The 13,765-nt window shown below is 49.0% G+C and carries 14 protein-coding genes and 1 riboswitch; of the genes, 4 read left to right on the top strand and 10 right to left on the bottom strand.

The features are described 5' to 3' along the window. The first annotated feature begins 20 nt into the window (after nucleotides 1–20). A complete protein-coding gene (gene pta / locus H6G46_RS08155) occupies nucleotides 21–2,114 on the top strand; it encodes a phosphate acetyltransferase (protein ID WP_010872337.1) in 2,094 nt (697 codons plus the stop codon). 57 nt (nucleotides 2,115–2,171) lie between these two features. Here pta and H6G46_RS08150 read toward each other — a convergent pair whose 3' ends face one another. From H6G46_RS08150 to H6G46_RS08135, 4 genes are all read right to left on the bottom strand, one after another. Then, nucleotides 2,172–2,786: a hypothetical protein gene (locus H6G46_RS08150; protein ID WP_010872338.1), complete on the bottom strand. Its 615-nt coding sequence runs from the start codon at nucleotides 2,784–2,786 to the stop codon at nucleotides 2,172–2,174. Between the two features lie 61 nt (nucleotides 2,787–2,847). Beyond that, nucleotides 2,848–3,561, bottom strand: a complete 714-nt coding sequence (sfsA, locus tag H6G46_RS08145) for a DNA/RNA nuclease SfsA (RefSeq protein ID WP_010872339.1) — start codon at nucleotides 3,559–3,561, stop codon at nucleotides 2,848–2,850. Between the two features lie 53 nt (nucleotides 3,562–3,614). Beyond that, nucleotides 3,615–4,202 (bottom strand): DUF1997 domain-containing protein, encoded by a 588-nt coding sequence (locus H6G46_RS08140; protein WP_010872340.1) that lies wholly within the window; start codon nucleotides 4,200–4,202, stop codon nucleotides 3,615–3,617. A 159-nt stretch (nucleotides 4,203–4,361) separates the two neighbouring features. Beyond that, the gene (locus H6G46_RS08135; RefSeq protein ID WP_010872341.1) at nucleotides 4,362–5,318 is read right to left on the bottom strand and encodes an RNA polymerase sigma factor, RpoD/SigA family; all 957 of its coding nucleotides are present in this window, start codon (nucleotides 5,316–5,318) and stop codon (nucleotides 4,362–4,364) included. Between the two features lie 97 nt (nucleotides 5,319–5,415). Between H6G46_RS08135 and H6G46_RS08130 the strand changes: the two genes are divergently transcribed. Next, on the top strand, nucleotides 5,416–5,619 hold the full coding sequence (locus tag H6G46_RS08130; RefSeq protein WP_020861660.1) for a hypothetical protein: 204 nt from the start codon (nucleotides 5,416–5,418) through the stop codon (nucleotides 5,617–5,619). Nucleotides 5,620–5,703: 84 nt separating this feature from the next. On the opposite strand, the gene H6G46_RS08125 is transcribed toward H6G46_RS08130, so the two are convergent. The 4 genes from H6G46_RS08125 to H6G46_RS08110 form a co-directional block, all read right to left on the bottom strand. Then, nucleotides 5,704–6,330, bottom strand: coding sequence for a 7-carboxy-7-deazaguanine synthase QueE (locus H6G46_RS08125; protein WP_010872342.1), 627 nt, complete (start codon nucleotides 6,328–6,330; stop codon nucleotides 5,704–5,706). 153 nt (nucleotides 6,331–6,483) lie between these two features. Beyond that, nucleotides 6,484–7,842: a UDP-N-acetylmuramoyl-L-alanine--D-glutamate ligase gene (gene murD, locus H6G46_RS08120; RefSeq protein ID WP_010872343.1), complete on the bottom strand. Its 1,359-nt coding sequence runs from the start codon at nucleotides 7,840–7,842 to the stop codon at nucleotides 6,484–6,486. Between the two features lie 180 nt (nucleotides 7,843–8,022). Further along, complete coding sequence (locus tag H6G46_RS08115; RefSeq protein WP_010872344.1) at nucleotides 8,023–9,330, bottom strand: pitrilysin family protein; 1,308 nt, start codon at nucleotides 9,328–9,330, stop codon at nucleotides 8,023–8,025. An 8-nt stretch (nucleotides 9,331–9,338) separates the two neighbouring features. After that, nucleotides 9,339–10,631 (bottom strand): pitrilysin family protein, encoded by a 1,293-nt coding sequence (locus H6G46_RS08110; protein ID WP_010872345.1) that lies wholly within the window; start codon nucleotides 10,629–10,631, stop codon nucleotides 9,339–9,341. A gap of 174 nt (nucleotides 10,632–10,805) precedes the next feature. After that, a riboswitch (cobalamin riboswitch) is annotated at nucleotides 10,806–10,947 on the top strand. On the opposite strand from H6G46_RS08110, the gene H6G46_RS08105 reads away from it, so the two are divergent. Continuing rightward, nucleotides 10,934–11,572, top strand: coding sequence for a HupE/UreJ family protein (locus H6G46_RS08105; protein ID WP_060492345.1), 639 nt, complete (start codon nucleotides 10,934–10,936; stop codon nucleotides 11,570–11,572). It overlaps the preceding riboswitch by 14 nt. Before the next feature lie 55 nt (nucleotides 11,573–11,627). Continuing rightward, on the top strand, nucleotides 11,628–12,839 hold the full coding sequence (gene ispG, locus H6G46_RS08100) for a (E)-4-hydroxy-3-methylbut-2-enyl-diphosphate synthase (protein WP_010872347.1): 1,212 nt from the start codon (nucleotides 11,628–11,630) through the stop codon (nucleotides 12,837–12,839). Nucleotides 12,840–12,992: 153 nt separating this feature from the next. On the opposite strand, the gene H6G46_RS08095 is transcribed toward ispG, so the two are convergent. Together H6G46_RS08095 and H6G46_RS08090 are read right to left on the bottom strand one after the other, a co-directional pair. Then, entirely contained in the window at nucleotides 12,993–13,409 is a 417-nt protein-coding gene (locus tag H6G46_RS08095; protein ID WP_010872348.1) for an HNH endonuclease, read from the bottom strand. Then, entirely contained in the window at nucleotides 13,402–13,758 is a 357-nt protein-coding gene (locus H6G46_RS08090; protein WP_010872349.1) for a hypothetical protein, read from the bottom strand. The genes H6G46_RS08095 and H6G46_RS08090 overlap by 8 nt, the downstream gene beginning before the upstream one ends. Nucleotides 13,759–13,765: the final 7 nt, after the last annotated feature.

The raw sequence follows: 13,765 nt of genomic DNA, 5'->3' as shown, positions 1-13,765 counted from the left end.
ACGTTGAGGTTATTTAAATTATGACGAGTTCCCTTTATTTAAGCACCACCGAAGCCCGCAGCGGTAAATCTCTAGTAGTATTGGGCATTTTAGACTTAATTCTCAAAAAAACCACCCGTATTGCCTATTTTCGTCCCATTATTCAAGACCCAGTTAATGGCAAACATGATAACAACATTATTCTGGTGCTGGAAAATTTTCGTCTCCAACAAACCTATACCGATTCCTTTGGTTTGTATTTCCATGAAGCGGTGAGTTTAGCCTCCGATGGAGCTATTGATCAGGTATTAGACCGAATTTTGGCTAAATATCGCCATTTGGCAGATCAAGTAGATTTTATTCTCTGTGAAGGCTCAGACTATTTGGGGGAGGAATCGGCTTTTGAATTTGATCTCAACACCACGATCGCCAAGATGTTGAACTGCCCCATTTTGCTGTTGGGCAATGCCATGGGCAACACCATTGCCGATAGTTTGCAACCCATCGATATGGCCCTGAATAGCTATGACCAAGAGTCTTGTCAGGTGGTGGGGGTAATCATTAACCGAGTGCAGCCCGAATTAGCCACAGAAATTCAAGCCCAACTGGAACAGCGTTATGGCGATCGCCCGATGGTGTTGGGCACTATTCCCCAGGACATTATGCTCAAAAGTCTGCGCCTGAGGGAAATTGTCAGCGGGCTCAATGCCCAAGTACTCAGCGGTGCGGATTTGCTCGATAACTTGGTCTATCACCATTTAGTGGTGGCGATGCACATTGCCCACGCCCTCCATTGGTTGCACGAAAAAAATACCCTAATTATTACCCCTGGCGATCGGGGCGACATCATTCTGGGGGTGATGCAGGCCCACCGCTCCCTCAACTATCCCAGCATTGCCGGTATTTTGCTCACTGCAGATTACCATCCCGAACCGGCCATTATGAAACTAATTGAAGGGCTACCCGACGCCCCTCCCCTGTTGCTGACTAGCACCCACACCCATGAAACTTCCGCCCGTTTGGAAACTCTCCACCCTGCCCTGAGCCCTACGGATAATTATAAAATTCGCCACAGTATTGCGCTGTTTCAACAACAAATTGATGGGGAGAAATTACTCAATTACCTTAAAACCATCCGCAGTAAAGGTATTACCCCCAAACTGTTTCTCTACAATTTAGTTCAAGCCGCCACCGCCGCCCAACGACATATTGTCCTACCGGAAGGGGAAGAAATTCGTATTCTCAAGGCGGCCGCTAGCTTAATTAACCACGGCATTGTCCGTTTGACTTTACTCGGTAACATTGAGGCGATCGAGCAAACGGTAAAAATTAATCACATTGACTTAGATTTGAGCAAAGTTCGCCTCATTAATCCTAAAACTAGCCCAGACCGAGAGCGCTACGCCGAAACCTATTACCAGCTACGTAAACATAAGGGGGTAACCCTGGCCATGGCTCGGGATATCCTCACCGATATTTCCTATTTTGGAACGATGATGGTGCATTTGGGAGAGGCCGATGGCATGGTTTCTGGCTCCGTCAATACCACCCAACATACCGTGCGTCCTGCTTTACAAATTATTAAAACCCAGCCAGGTTTTTCCTTGGTTTCTTCAGTCTTTTTTATGTGTTTAGAAGACCGAGTTTTGGTCTATGGAGATTGTGCTGTTAATCCCGATCCCAATGCAGAACAGTTAGCAGAAATTGCCCTTACTTCTGCGGCTACGGCCAAGAATTTTGGCATTGAGCCCAGGGTAGCTCTATTGTCCTATTCTTCCGGTTCTTCTGGGCAAGGGGCCGATGTGGAAAAAGTGCGGCAAGCCACGGCGATCGCCAAGGAAAGAGAGCCAGATTTAGCATTGGAAGGGCCGATCCAGTATGATGCGGCGGTGGATTCCACAGTGGCGGCCCAAAAAATGCCTGGGTCAGCGGTGGCGGGTAAAGCAACGGTGTTTATTTTTCCCGATTTAAATACCGGTAACAATACTTACAAGGCAGTGCAAAGAGAAACAAAGGCGATCGCCATTGGCCCCATTTTACAAGGATTAAATAAACCAGTTAATGATCTAAGTCGGGGTTGTTTAGTGGAGGATATTATTAATACGGTGGTAATTACAGCTTTGCAAGTTAAATAATTTTACTCTTAATTAGTTAAAATGATCCCTTGAATTACCTTGATTTTGCCCTCCAAACTACCAATAGCTGGGCCGAAAATTGGCATCATTTAAAATCACCAACGTGTCCCCGGACGGAGCTAGCACAAACAGACCCTTACCATAGGCATAGCTGACCACTTCTTGGCTTAACACCATGGCTGCCACTGCACCTAAAGCTTTAACATCCCGGTAGCGGGGCATAAACTGTTTGAATTTACCCAACCGTTCCAGATGCTCATCCACATCCTTTTCCGTTAACTTACTTTTTACTTCAATTAAAATAGCTTGGGTTTCATTGACTACTAACAGGTCAATTTCTAATCCCCCATCTTCCCGTTGTACCGATACGCCAGGATGAAACTCATGGACGTCAATGCCTCTATCCTGAAACAGTCCCACCACAGCGGGTCTAACTTGCCATTCCACAAATTCCCCCAACCGATTACTGAGTTTACCCACATCCCTACTAACTCGTTTGATGTAACGCTCTGTCTCTTGGAAGCGGCGATCAGTTTCTTGAAAACGGCGATCAAGCTCTTGTCCCTGTTCCTTAAAGAGGCGCTCGGTCTCACGCAAATTTTGCTGGGTCTGTTTTTGGGAGGCGGCAAGTTCGGCTAATATTTGCCAGACGTCATCGGCGGTGGTGGCCATGGTAGTAGTAGCAGGGACTGAAACTAGGGAGATAGTCTATTTTAACTCTCCGAATAAATTGTCAAACCACTAACTCTGCCATGCCAAGGAATTTAACCCCCTCCGGATTAACCATAAATCGACAGGGCATTACCTCCACCCCAGCGGCGATCGCCTGACGGAATAGTTCTCCATAACGGCGATCGTAGGCATCTCCGGGGGAAAAATGGGTACAATCACCCCGATTGATGAAGTAAAGCATCACTGCCCGGGCTGTAGGGAGAATATCTATTAACTCCTGGAGATGTTTTTGCCCTCTGGTGGTTTCCGTATCGGGAAATAAAGCCAATTTTTCTTGGGACAAGGTAGTATTTTTTACTTCTACATAAATTGACTTTTCTTCTGGCTTAGTGAGCAAAAAGTCAATACGACTTTTTTTATCTTTACCATAGGGAACTTCGGGCTTAAAAGTATCGTAGCTGTTCGTTAAGTTAGGAAAAATCCTATCAGCCAAAGCCTGCTTGATGACCCGATTGGGCAAGGCAGTGTTTACCCCAACCCACGTACCATCAATTTGGATCATTTCCCAGGTATAGGCTAATTTACGCTGGGGATTATCACTCTTAGACAGGTAGACCTGCGCCCCAACTTGGCACACCCCTGTCATGGGGCCAGTGTTAGGACAATGAGCTGTGACTATCTCACCATTATCTAACTCCACATCAGCTAAAAAGCGTTTGTAGCGTTTTACCAAAATGCCACTAATTAGAGGCGGATAGGGATAGAGAAAGTCCATTAATTTTGTTTAACTGGGCCCACCGAGGAAATCGTCTTTAAATAGTTGAGTAACTAAATTGCTTCCAAAGCTTCAGCAGTGGGAGAAGCCTGGGTTACTAGATTATCATTCTGCTGGGCCAACCACTGTTGATAATCTGCCAATAGTTGTCCTTGGAGTCGTTGTTTGATGCGGGCCAAAACTCCCCGCAATAGACCATTGGCCGCCATTTCTAACAACGGCTTTGGAGTTAACCAAAGGGCCTGGGGCAAATCTACTCCCACTTGCAAATCTGCTTTGCCCTGGAGGAGGGTATGGCCATCTTGGCAATAGGGAGCCAAACGACCTTTTAATTGCAAACTAAAGCGATGGTTAATATAGTCGATGCCCCGGATTTCACAGCTTTCCGATTCTAAAAATACAGTGCCAGTGGCGTTGGCCCACACTTTCAGTACCACTGTGGGTTGAAAATGATAAATATCTAAAAAATTGAGCGGTCGCATTTTCAATCTAAACTGATCGCCTGGTAGCACTTCCATCAATTTAGGGTCGGCGATCGCCTGGACTAGGCGCTGGGGTTGGCGTAAATAGTGCTGCAAACTAGGCAGAGGTTCAGACTGCCGCAGTTGTAATTGTTCGGTGGCGGAAAAGGTAACTCGCATAATTTATTGTTGTTCCTTTTATTCCAGGGGTGAGGTTTGCTGAAAAGGAGAATTGTTAAATTTATTTACATTTCTTAAAAATGCTGGTAGGGATTATACGGTTTTTAGGCCATTGATCCCGTCAAAACCAGGGGTAACGTAATGAAAGTTAGCTTTTCTTTAGCTAGCTAAATATTCCTGGATCATGGACTTGCGTTTGCGTAATTTATTTAGGGCTTCCCGCTCAATCTGCCGCACCCGTTCCCGACTGATGCTGAGCATGGAGCCAATGCTCGCCAAGGTTAGGGGTTGGCCATCATTGAGGCCAAAGCGGAGAATGAGAACTTCCCGTTGTTGGGGCGTTAATTCCGCCATCAGGCTATCGAGATCCAACTGTAGGGAGGCATAGGTGGCAAAATCCTCTGGTAAAGGACCGTCGTCTTCCAACAAATCCCCTAACTCAGTATCTTGGTTGTCCCCCACCCGTAAATCCAAGGAAAGGGGATGGCGAGAGCGCTCCAAATATTCCCGCACTTGCTTGGGAGTTAATTCTAGATGTTCCGCCAATTCCGCAATGGAAGCGGCCCGACCCTTTTCCTGGGAAAGTTGTCTTTGGGCTTTTTTAATTTTGTTTAACTTTTCCGTAATGTGGATTGGTAAACGGATGGTGCGGCTCTTTTCGGCGATCGCCCTGGTGATGGCCTGGCGGATCCACCAATAGGCATAGGTGGAAAACCGATAACCCTTGGTGGGGTCAAACTTCTCTACCCCCCGTTGCATACCAATGGTGCCCTCTTGGATGAGGTCAAGTAGGTCTAGATTACGCTTGAGATATTTTTTGGCGACAGATACCACCAGCCGGAGGTTAGCCTCCACCATTTTGCGCTTGGCCCGTTCCCCTTCCTTGATGGCTTTTTCTAATTCTCGAATGGACAAATCGGCCGCCTTAGCCCACTCGCTGGGGGAAACCGGCTCGCCATCCTTGCCTTCGGCCAAAGACTTCTTGATTTCGTTGAGGCTAACAACCTGTTGGATTTGCTTAGCATAAACAATCTCTTCCTCATGGGTGAGCAGGGGCACACGACCAATTTCTCTGAGATAGGCACGGACGGAATCGGGGCTGGTTCTGGCAGTCATCTTGGATTAGGGATTTCAGTGGAAGAATCACAGTGGTAGACCAATAAACCCAGGGAACGCCATGTTAGTAATATTCGAGACGGACTGGGCTAGGTAAATGACGGATAATGCCTGTCCGATGGGGGCGTTTGGGACAACTGGAAACGGACGATTGATGGGGAATGACTGGGATCAATCCACTAATAATACTAAACAATTCTTTAAGTTTTGTAAAGTTTTTTGTGAAGCACATACTCCTCCAGAGGCTATCGTCTGGGTTAAGAAGGCAATAAAAAACGCAAAAATCCCCCATAAAGCTTGATTTCTCTAGGGTTAGGAGTTTTTAAGTTTGATTATGAGAAAACTTTACAATTCCTGAAAATAGCTCCCCAGCACTGACCGGAGACTAGCGCACGCCCAAATATTTATGAGTTTGCAGGCTCAAGCGCCATTGGGAATGGGTGAGGATATAGGCAAAGATTTTTTCATTCATTGCTTCCGTTTCCCATTCAGCTTGTAAATAGAGCGGAGTACCGGGGCTAATTTTCCTAGCTTCCATTTCCGCCCAGTCAAAATCCTCATCCTGACTGATAATCACTTTCAATTCGTTGGCCAGGGGATAAATTGCTGCCTGGGGAAGCTTATAGGGTTTGGGGGACAGGGTAATCCAGTCAAATTGACCTGTCAGTGGGTAAGCGCCGGACGTTTCCAAATGCAGACGTAAACCCTGGTTTTTCAGGGTTTTACAGAGGGGTTGTAGGTCGTGCATGAGGGGTTCTCCCCCCGTAATCACCACAAAGCTCGGTTTAGCCGTAACTGCCTGTTGCACAAGTTCTGTCACTGTTTGTCGGGGATGGTGTTGGGTAGGCCAGGTTTCCTTTTGGTCACACCAAGGGCAATGAACATCACAACCCCCAAGGCGAATAAAAAAGGCATTGCCGCCAGCCCAAGCTCCCTCCCCCTGTAGGGAATGGAAAGTTTCCGCAATGGGATAGGACACAGTTAACAATTCAGAAATGGGGCCCATACTCATACTTCACTCAAACACTAGCTGTTCACCAAACTTCCCCAAATTCCCCATGGTCGGGAATATCGCCATAACATTAGTTCGGCCGTTCCTCTAGGTAGGGTAAAGAGATTTAAAAACAAGGCCGGGTAAGCTCATCATTAACCAAATACAACTAAGCTAAACCAATCCTAAACAACAGGCACGGAAATCTTCTCCCCGTTCCTCAAAGCTATTATATTGGTCGAAACTGGCACAGGCCGGGGAAAGCAAGACTGCACTGGCATTGTTTTTACTTGCTAACTCTAATCCTCGCTGAACGGCATTGGCCATGGTTTCCACTATTTCGTAATTCTCATAACCCACTGCCTTTAACCTGGTTGCAAAGTTGGGGGCTGCATCACCAATCAGTAAAACCGCCACCGCTTTTTGCCTAATTTGGGCTAACCAAGCTTGATCATCCCCTTCTTTCGCTTCTCCCCCTGCGATCAGAATGGTGGGGCCTTTCATGGAAGATAGCCCTACTTCCGCCGCATCATAGTTGGTGGCCTTACTATCATTGATAAATTGCACTCCATTGATGGTGCAAATGGGTTCCAAACGATGGGGTACCCCGGTGAAAGTTAACAAGGTCTCTGTGATCGCTTTTTTGTCTATGCCCGCTAAACGGGCGGCGGCGATCGCCATTAGTAAATTTTGTTGGTTATGTTGCCCAGGCATTTTGAACAGGTTAATGGGGGCAATTAATTCCCCAAAGGCATTAACCCAATTATCCTGGAGGTAAACCCCCTGTTTGGGATCACAAAGACCAGCCAGATGATTAGCTCCCTGGGTACTAGTCCAATGGGCTTGGGGGTAAAGGTTGGGGCCGTGGCTGTGGAGATGGGGATCATCGCCGTTGAGCACCTGGATGGCGGAGCGGGAAAGCAAACTAGCTTTAATGTTGAAATAATTCTCTAGGGTTTTGTGACGACTGAGGTGATCCGGCGTAAAGGTTGTCCAGAGACCAATTTGGGGTGCAAGGGTGGGGGAAGACTCAATTTGATAACTGCTAATTTCCGCCACAATCCAATCGTAGTTTTGGTTTTGCAAGACCAGTTCACAGGCCGCATAGCCAATGTTGCCGCAGGCCGGAGCATTCAGCCCAGCTTTTTGAAAAATTGCTTGTACTAAAGAGGTGGTGGTGGTTTTTCCGTTGGTGCCCGTAATGCCCACCCAAGGCACCGCATGGAGGTACTGCCAAGCTAATTCCAATTCCCCTGTCACTTCCACTCCCTTTTCCCGGGCCGCCACCAACAGAGGAATATCCCAGGGCACTCCTGGGCTCACTACAATGCGTTCGGGCCAAGCTTCCTTAACTGGGTCCAGGCGATCGCCTAGTTTGAGGCTGATTCCTTCCTGGACCAAGGGTTGTCCCATATGCCGGAGTTGGTCGTTATCCGCCTGATCAAATACCGTCACCTGCCAGCCATCCCGATGCAACACTCGAGCGGCGGCAATACCGGAACGTCCTAACCCAATTACACAAGCCTGGGGCATATGGTTTGACTTTACTGTTAAAAACTATTGAAAGTTGGGGGCAAAAAGGGAACGCCCCTGGCATCGATGTCGCACCATTTTAGCTTTGAGGGGGATCACCGCCAACTAACCAAAACCCCCCCAGGGATAAAGCCGGGATATTTCGGCTCAATTTAAGATTTTTTGCCGCTTGATTGGGCATTACACCAAAGCAGAAGACACTTGGCTTTGTCCTTCCGCCACTAGGTCAAAATATTTCGCCAAACCTTCCTCTGGCCCCACCACGGAGAGATAGGGTTCGGCTAAATAGGTTTGGGCCACCCGTTGGGCATCGACCTCCGTTACCTTCTGCACCTGTTCCTGGAATTCGCTGTCAAAGGCTATACCCAAACCCAAGGTTTCGTACCAGCCAAATAAATGGGCGATTTCCCCATTGGTTTGTTTGCCCAAAGCATATTGCCCCAATAGTTTGTTCTGCGCCGCTTTAATTTCCCCTTCCTCCAATCTTTCTTCACATAATCGGTCCGTTTCTGCCCTTAATCCCGCAATGGCGATCGCCGTATTTTCTGGAGCAGTGCCCATGTAGGTGACAAATTGGGAAGAACCTAAGCGGGTGGGATAAAAAGCCGACACGTCGTAGGCTAAACCCCGTTTTTCCCTTAATTCCACAAATAAACGACTAGAGAGGCCGTTACCAAGGTAGGTACTGAGCAATTTCAAAGGCGCATAATCTTCGTGTTTAACTCCGACTCCTAAATAACCCAAAAGCACCACCGACTGCTGGGTCGCCTGGGGAGTGAGCTGTTCTTGGGGGCAGGCATTTAACGGCGTTAGGATCGGACAAACAATCGATTGTTCCGGAATAACCCAATCCCCAAAACTAGTTTCGACCCAATCCTGGGCCTGGGCTAGGGTCAACCGTCCCGCCAAGCTGATTACCAAATTATCGGGGCGAAAATAGGCCTGGTGATATTCCCACAGATCCTGGGCAGTAAAGTGGGGCACCACCTCTTCGCTACCCAAAATGGAGTAACCGTAGGGATGGTTGGGATACATGGATTGGCGCAGTTGGTGGAAGGCCACGTTAAAGGGCTGTTCCCGCTGGGACTGAATTGCCTGGACAATTAAGCGTTTTTCCAGTTCAATTTCCCCCACGTCAAACCTGGGGTAACGCAGAATTTCTGCCGCTAAATCGAGGATGACAGGAAAATCGGCGGTGACGGTCTTTAAACTCAAAGCCCAGTAATCACTGGCCGCATCTGCCCCTAAATTAGCCCCTAAGGATTCGACAAATTCGGCAATGTCCAAGGCCGATCGCCGTTTAGTGCCCTTGGTGATCACTGTGGCCATGAGATTGGAAAGCCCCACTTTTTGGGGAGAGTCCCAACAAGCCCCTGCTTGCTTTAAAAAAATCCGCCCCGCCACCAGATCCGCCGCTGGATTTTCTGCACAGATGAGGGTAATGCCGTTATCGAGAACAAGACGATGGATGGACTGATGATTACGCATAGATAGGGCTAGGATTCGGCTGCTTCTAGAAGTACCAGGGCATAGGCACCGGTGGACAGGTATCGCTGGGCTAGGGTTTGTAGGGCCTCGGGCCAATATTGTCTGACAATCTGGGGATAAGCGATCGCCAACTCAGCGGTGGCCAAGGTTTGATAGTAACCGTACAGACCCGCCAGTTGGGCCGGGGTTTCGGTGGAAAAAATAAAGTCATTACAGAGTAGCCGTTGGGCCCGGGCCAGCTCTGCTGTGCTGATGGGAGTAGTTTGCAAAGTTTGAATGGCGGCGCAAATTTCCGCTTCTACCCTTTCCGCTTGGGCTGAAGTTAGGTAGGCATTGATTGTGAACAGACTGGCTTCTTTTTGCAGGGAAAAACAACTCTGGATGTCAAACACTAGCCCCAATTCTTCCCGCAGGCGTTGCACTAACCGGGCACAATGGCTCCCTGCCAGCACCACAGCCAGTAAATCTAAACCAATATTATCTTGGAGGCGGTCAATGCCGGGGCCATTCCAACCCATGGTTAAACGACTGGGACCCAGTTCCGGTATCCGCAGGGTTTCCCGTTTAATGGTTTGGATAGGATGATTGGGCAGTCTGGTGGTAGGAGGGCATTCGGACCGCACACCAAAATGGTCAAAAATTTCTTCCATATAGGCGATCGCTGCCTTTTCCCGGATATCCCCCACCATCACCACGGTCATATTTTCTGGCTGGTAATGGGTACGGTGGAAGCAACGTAACTGGTTGGCAGTGTAGTTTTGCACCGATGGTGCATCCCCCAATACGGAGCGGCCATAGGCGTGCTGGGGATGGAGTAACTGACAAAGAGCTTGAAATCCCAACCAATCGGGGTCATCTTCACTGCCCCGGATTTCCTCCAGCACCACCTCTCGCTCGTAGAAAAGACATTCTTCGGGGACTTCTGCTTGTAAAAGAATTTCCGCTAGGTAGGGTAATGTGCGGGGTAAATAGTCCGCCGCTGTGGTGAGGTAAAAATGGGCGTAATCATGGCTGGTGGCGGCGTTGGCCATGCCTCCGTTGTATTCAATTACCTGGTCAAACGCCCCCGGGGGCACCCGCTTTGTGCCCTTAAAAATCATGTGTTCCAGCAGATGGGCCACCCCCGGCCAAGCATCCGGTTCGGCGATCGCTCCGGCCCGCACCCACACATCTACCACCGCCACAGGAACCGTGGGCACATCCTGGTGGATCAGGGTTAACCCCTGGTCAAAGGTAAAAATTTTGGCCGGAAAATCCGGTTTGGTCGGGCACAGTTGCACAGACACAAGGCGTATATCCATTGGGGTCTATGCCTTCTATCCTAGGCGATCGCCGTCTTAACCGTCGGTTAACCCCCCATCATTTTGTCTGCCTTTCGTGACAAGGTTGCCGGGAGTAAAATTTTTTGTCCCCCTACAGCTAAGGCTACCTGCACAGGCCCCTGTGGAAAAAGGGAGGAAAATCCATGCTAGGGTTGGGGACTAAGTTTAGTTGGTTCCATTGGGTAACAGCCAGTGGAGGTAACGGGGAAAAGCTGGTGCAAAGCCAATACTGTCCCGCAACTGTGATGGGCCCAGGCCCTAAGTCAGGATGCCCGCCAACGATGGCCGATTCCGTTAATCAAATCTGCGAGGTACAGGTTGTGAATGTTACAGGTTTATCTAATTTACTGACTTTCCCCCGGCTCCTAGCCCACCATCCCTTTGGGGGCCATACCCCCAGTAATTTCCTGGAAGGTTTCCTCTCCGGCCTGGGGCACCCCGTCATTGGCCTAGACCACCTTGCTTTTGTCATTGCCATTGGCCTGATTGCCGCTGGGTTACGCTACGGTTGGCTAATGCCCCTCATTTTTGTCGCCACGGCGATCACCGGCACAGGGTTGCATTTAATTGGGGCTAATCTGCCCCAGCCAGAATTGGTCATCGCCGGTTCCGTACTTTTATTCGGCATCTTCCTTGCTTTGGGTCGTCCTCTGCCATCTCCCCTAGTAATGGGATTAGCCGCTGTGGCCGGTATGTTCCATGGCTACGCCTATGGAGAAGCCATTGTCGGGGCGCAAATGAATCCCGTTGCCGCCTATTTGCTCGGTTTTTCCTTCATTCAACTAGCGATCGCCATGGGAGTCTATGCCTTAGCCAAGGGCTGGTACGAAACCAAAGAAACCTTGCTCAATCTAAGATTTATTGGCTTTCTGCTAACAGGAGTAGGACTAGCCTTCACCTCCGGCGCCTTGTTGGGGTAATTGCTTATGGGATAATAGGTTGCCTACAGTTTTTGATTAAAAACTAAACCTTCCCATGGTAACCGCTTCCCTGCCGACCCCTGTCCAGCCCGAGTTCGACACTACTATCCATCGCCGCAAAACCCGCCCTGTACCAGTAGGCGCTGTCACCGTTGGCGGTGGCCATCCTGTGGTGGTGCAATCCATGATTAATGAAGACACCCTCGATGTGGATGGTTCCGTCGCTGGCATTCGTCGCCTCCACGAAATTGGTTGTGAAATTGTCCGGGTAACGGTGCCCAGCATGGCCCACGCCAAAGCCCTAGCGGATATCAAGCAGAAATTACAAGCTACTTACCAAGCCGTGCCCCTGGTGGCAGACGTACATCACAACGGCATGAAAATTGCTCTGGAAGTAGCCAAACACGTCGATAAAGTCAGGATTAACCCAGGGCTATACGTTTTTGAAAAGCCCGATGCCCAACGGGAAGGCTACAGCGACCAGGAATTTGCTGAAATTGGCGAAAAAATTCGTGAAACCCTGGAACCATTGGTAATTTCCCTACGAGATCAAGGGAAATCGATGCGGATCGGCGTTAACCATGGTTCTCTCTCCGAAAGAATGCTTTTTACCTACGGGGATACCCCCGAGGGCATGGTGCAATCGGCCCTGGAATTCATCAAAATTTGTGAGTCCTTAGATTTCCGCAACCTAGTCGTTTCCATGAAAGCGTCCCGGGTACCGGTAATGTTGGCCGCCTATCGCCTCATGGTGAAACGTATGGACGAGTTGGGCATGGATTATCCCCTCCATCTAGGGGTTACCGAAGCCGGGGATGGGGAATATGGCCGCATTAAATCCACCGCTGGCATTGCCACCCTTTTAGCTGATGGCATTGGCGATACTATCCGGGTATCCCTCACCGAAGCCCCCGAAAAAGAAATTCCCGTTTGCTACAGCATTCTCCAGGCGCTGGGTTTGCGGAAAACCATGGTGGAATATGTGGCCTGTCCTTCCTGTGGCCGCACGTTGTTCAACTTGGAAGACGTGTTACATGAAGTCCGAGAAGCCACTAAACATCTAACGGGTTTAGACATCGCCGTCATGGGCTGTATTGTCAATGGCCCCGGGGAAATGGCCGATGCCGACTATGGCTATGTGGGTAAACAAGCCGGTTACATTGCCCTCTACCGTGGTCGGGAAGAAATTAAACGAGTACCCGAAACCGACGGCGTACAGGAATTAATTAACCTGATCAAGGCCGATGGCCGTTGGGTTGACCCTTAATCTATTCCTCAAAACTTCCCACACAAAAAACTAAGCAAGGCTCGCCAGCGGGCCCATACTTGATTTTGTTTAGCACATATCAATTGGTGGTTTTCAGGAGCAAAGGAAATAGCCAATGAAAGGTTCCAGTCTGGACTGTCCACTTGTTTTGAGTCAGAGTTCCCCTATTTTTGCCAAGATTTGGCGGACAGTAAGGCTTTCTACCCGATTGATGCGGAGTAGGTTAGCTGTTACTCGCCCGATCGCCGTTTTGGGTTGAACGAGTCCGCTTATGGATTCAAGGGTGAAGTGGTTTGTCCAGATGTCTTTTCTTGGATTGTAGAGTCTAACAGTTTCCCCTGTATGGGGGTCGATAGAAGCGATATCACTGCCTTTGGCTTGGTTACAGAGGGAAAAGGAAAAAGCTAGGTTTTCAGGGGTACTGTGGCCTCCATGTTTTTCGGCAATGATATGATCAACATGGTGGGAAGACAGAGATAGCGCTTCAGGGATGAGGCAATATTCACAGGAATGGTTAGCCCGATCACTAACGAGACGTCGTAGGGATGGGGAAATATAGCTCTTACTCATGGGGCTGGAGTTTAAGCCGGGCTTGGGCCTTTGCCAGTCGCACGAGATGTTCTATAAATTCATATTGTTGCCAAAGGCGTTGCTCTTTCTGGTTTAGACCTTGGGTTCGATTTTTCTCCAGGAGAGTTTCGATCTCAGCCTGCAGGGTGGGAGAAAGATGGAGATCAAGGATTTGTTGCGGGCTGGGGAGTTGAGCCAAAAATTCGAGGATTTCAGTAAGTCCAGACAAACCAGTGCTGGGATTGGCGTTTAGTTGCTGTATACCGAGGGCTAATATTTGCGGCAAGTCTTCCTGGAGAGGTTGAAGCTGTTGGGCAATGTCGTCGGGGATGTCTAGAGTAATTTGCATGCTTAAC

Source organism: Synechocystis sp. FACHB-908 (assembly GCF_014698595.1).
Taxonomy (GTDB): domain Bacteria; phylum Cyanobacteriota; class Cyanobacteriia; order Cyanobacteriales; family Microcystaceae; genus Synechocystis.
Note: the sequence above shows the minus strand (reverse complement) of the source record. Positions and strands in the feature narration are given on the sequence as shown.

Bases quoted from the DNA above. Each gene is read 5' to 3' on its own strand.
- sfsA (WP_010872339.1), bottom strand. From the start codon at position 3,561: ATGGACTTTCTCTATCCCTATCCGCCTCTAATTAGTGGCATTTTGGTA.
- murD (WP_010872343.1), bottom strand. From the start codon at position 7,842: ATGCCCCAGGCTTGTGTAATTGGGTTAGGACGTTCCGGTATTGCCGCC.
- H6G46_RS08125 (WP_010872342.1), bottom strand. From the start codon at position 6,330: ATGAGTATGGGCCCCATTTCTGAATTGTTAACTGTGTCCTATCCCATT.
- H6G46_RS08095 (WP_010872348.1), bottom strand. From the start codon at position 13,409: ATGAGTAAGAGCTATATTTCCCCATCCCTACGACGTCTCGTTAGTGAT.
- H6G46_RS08150 (WP_010872338.1), bottom strand. From the start codon at position 2,786: ATGGCCACCACCGCCGATGACGTCTGGCAAATATTAGCCGAACTTGCC.
- H6G46_RS08105 (WP_060492345.1), top strand. From the start codon at position 10,934: ATGGCCGATTCCGTTAATCAAATCTGCGAGGTACAGGTTGTGAATGTT.
- H6G46_RS08140 (WP_010872340.1), bottom strand. From the start codon at position 4,202: ATGCGAGTTACCTTTTCCGCCACCGAACAATTACAACTGCGGCAGTCT.
- H6G46_RS08135 (WP_010872341.1), bottom strand. From the start codon at position 5,318: ATGACTGCCAGAACCAGCCCCGATTCCGTCCGTGCCTATCTCAGAGAA.
- ispG (WP_010872347.1), top strand. From the start codon at position 11,628: ATGGTAACCGCTTCCCTGCCGACCCCTGTCCAGCCCGAGTTCGACACT.
- pta (WP_010872337.1), top strand. From the start codon at position 21: ATGACGAGTTCCCTTTATTTAAGCACCACCGAAGCCCGCAGCGGTAAA.
- H6G46_RS08090 (WP_010872349.1), bottom strand. From the start codon at position 13,758: ATGCAAATTACTCTAGACATCCCCGACGACATTGCCCAACAGCTTCAA.
- H6G46_RS08110 (WP_010872345.1), bottom strand. From the start codon at position 10,631: ATGGATATACGCCTTGTGTCTGTGCAACTGTGCCCGACCAAACCGGAT.
- H6G46_RS08130 (WP_020861660.1), top strand. From the start codon at position 5,416: ATGACGGATAATGCCTGTCCGATGGGGGCGTTTGGGACAACTGGAAAC.
- H6G46_RS08115 (WP_010872344.1), bottom strand. From the start codon at position 9,330: ATGCGTAATCATCAGTCCATCCATCGTCTTGTTCTCGATAACGGCATT.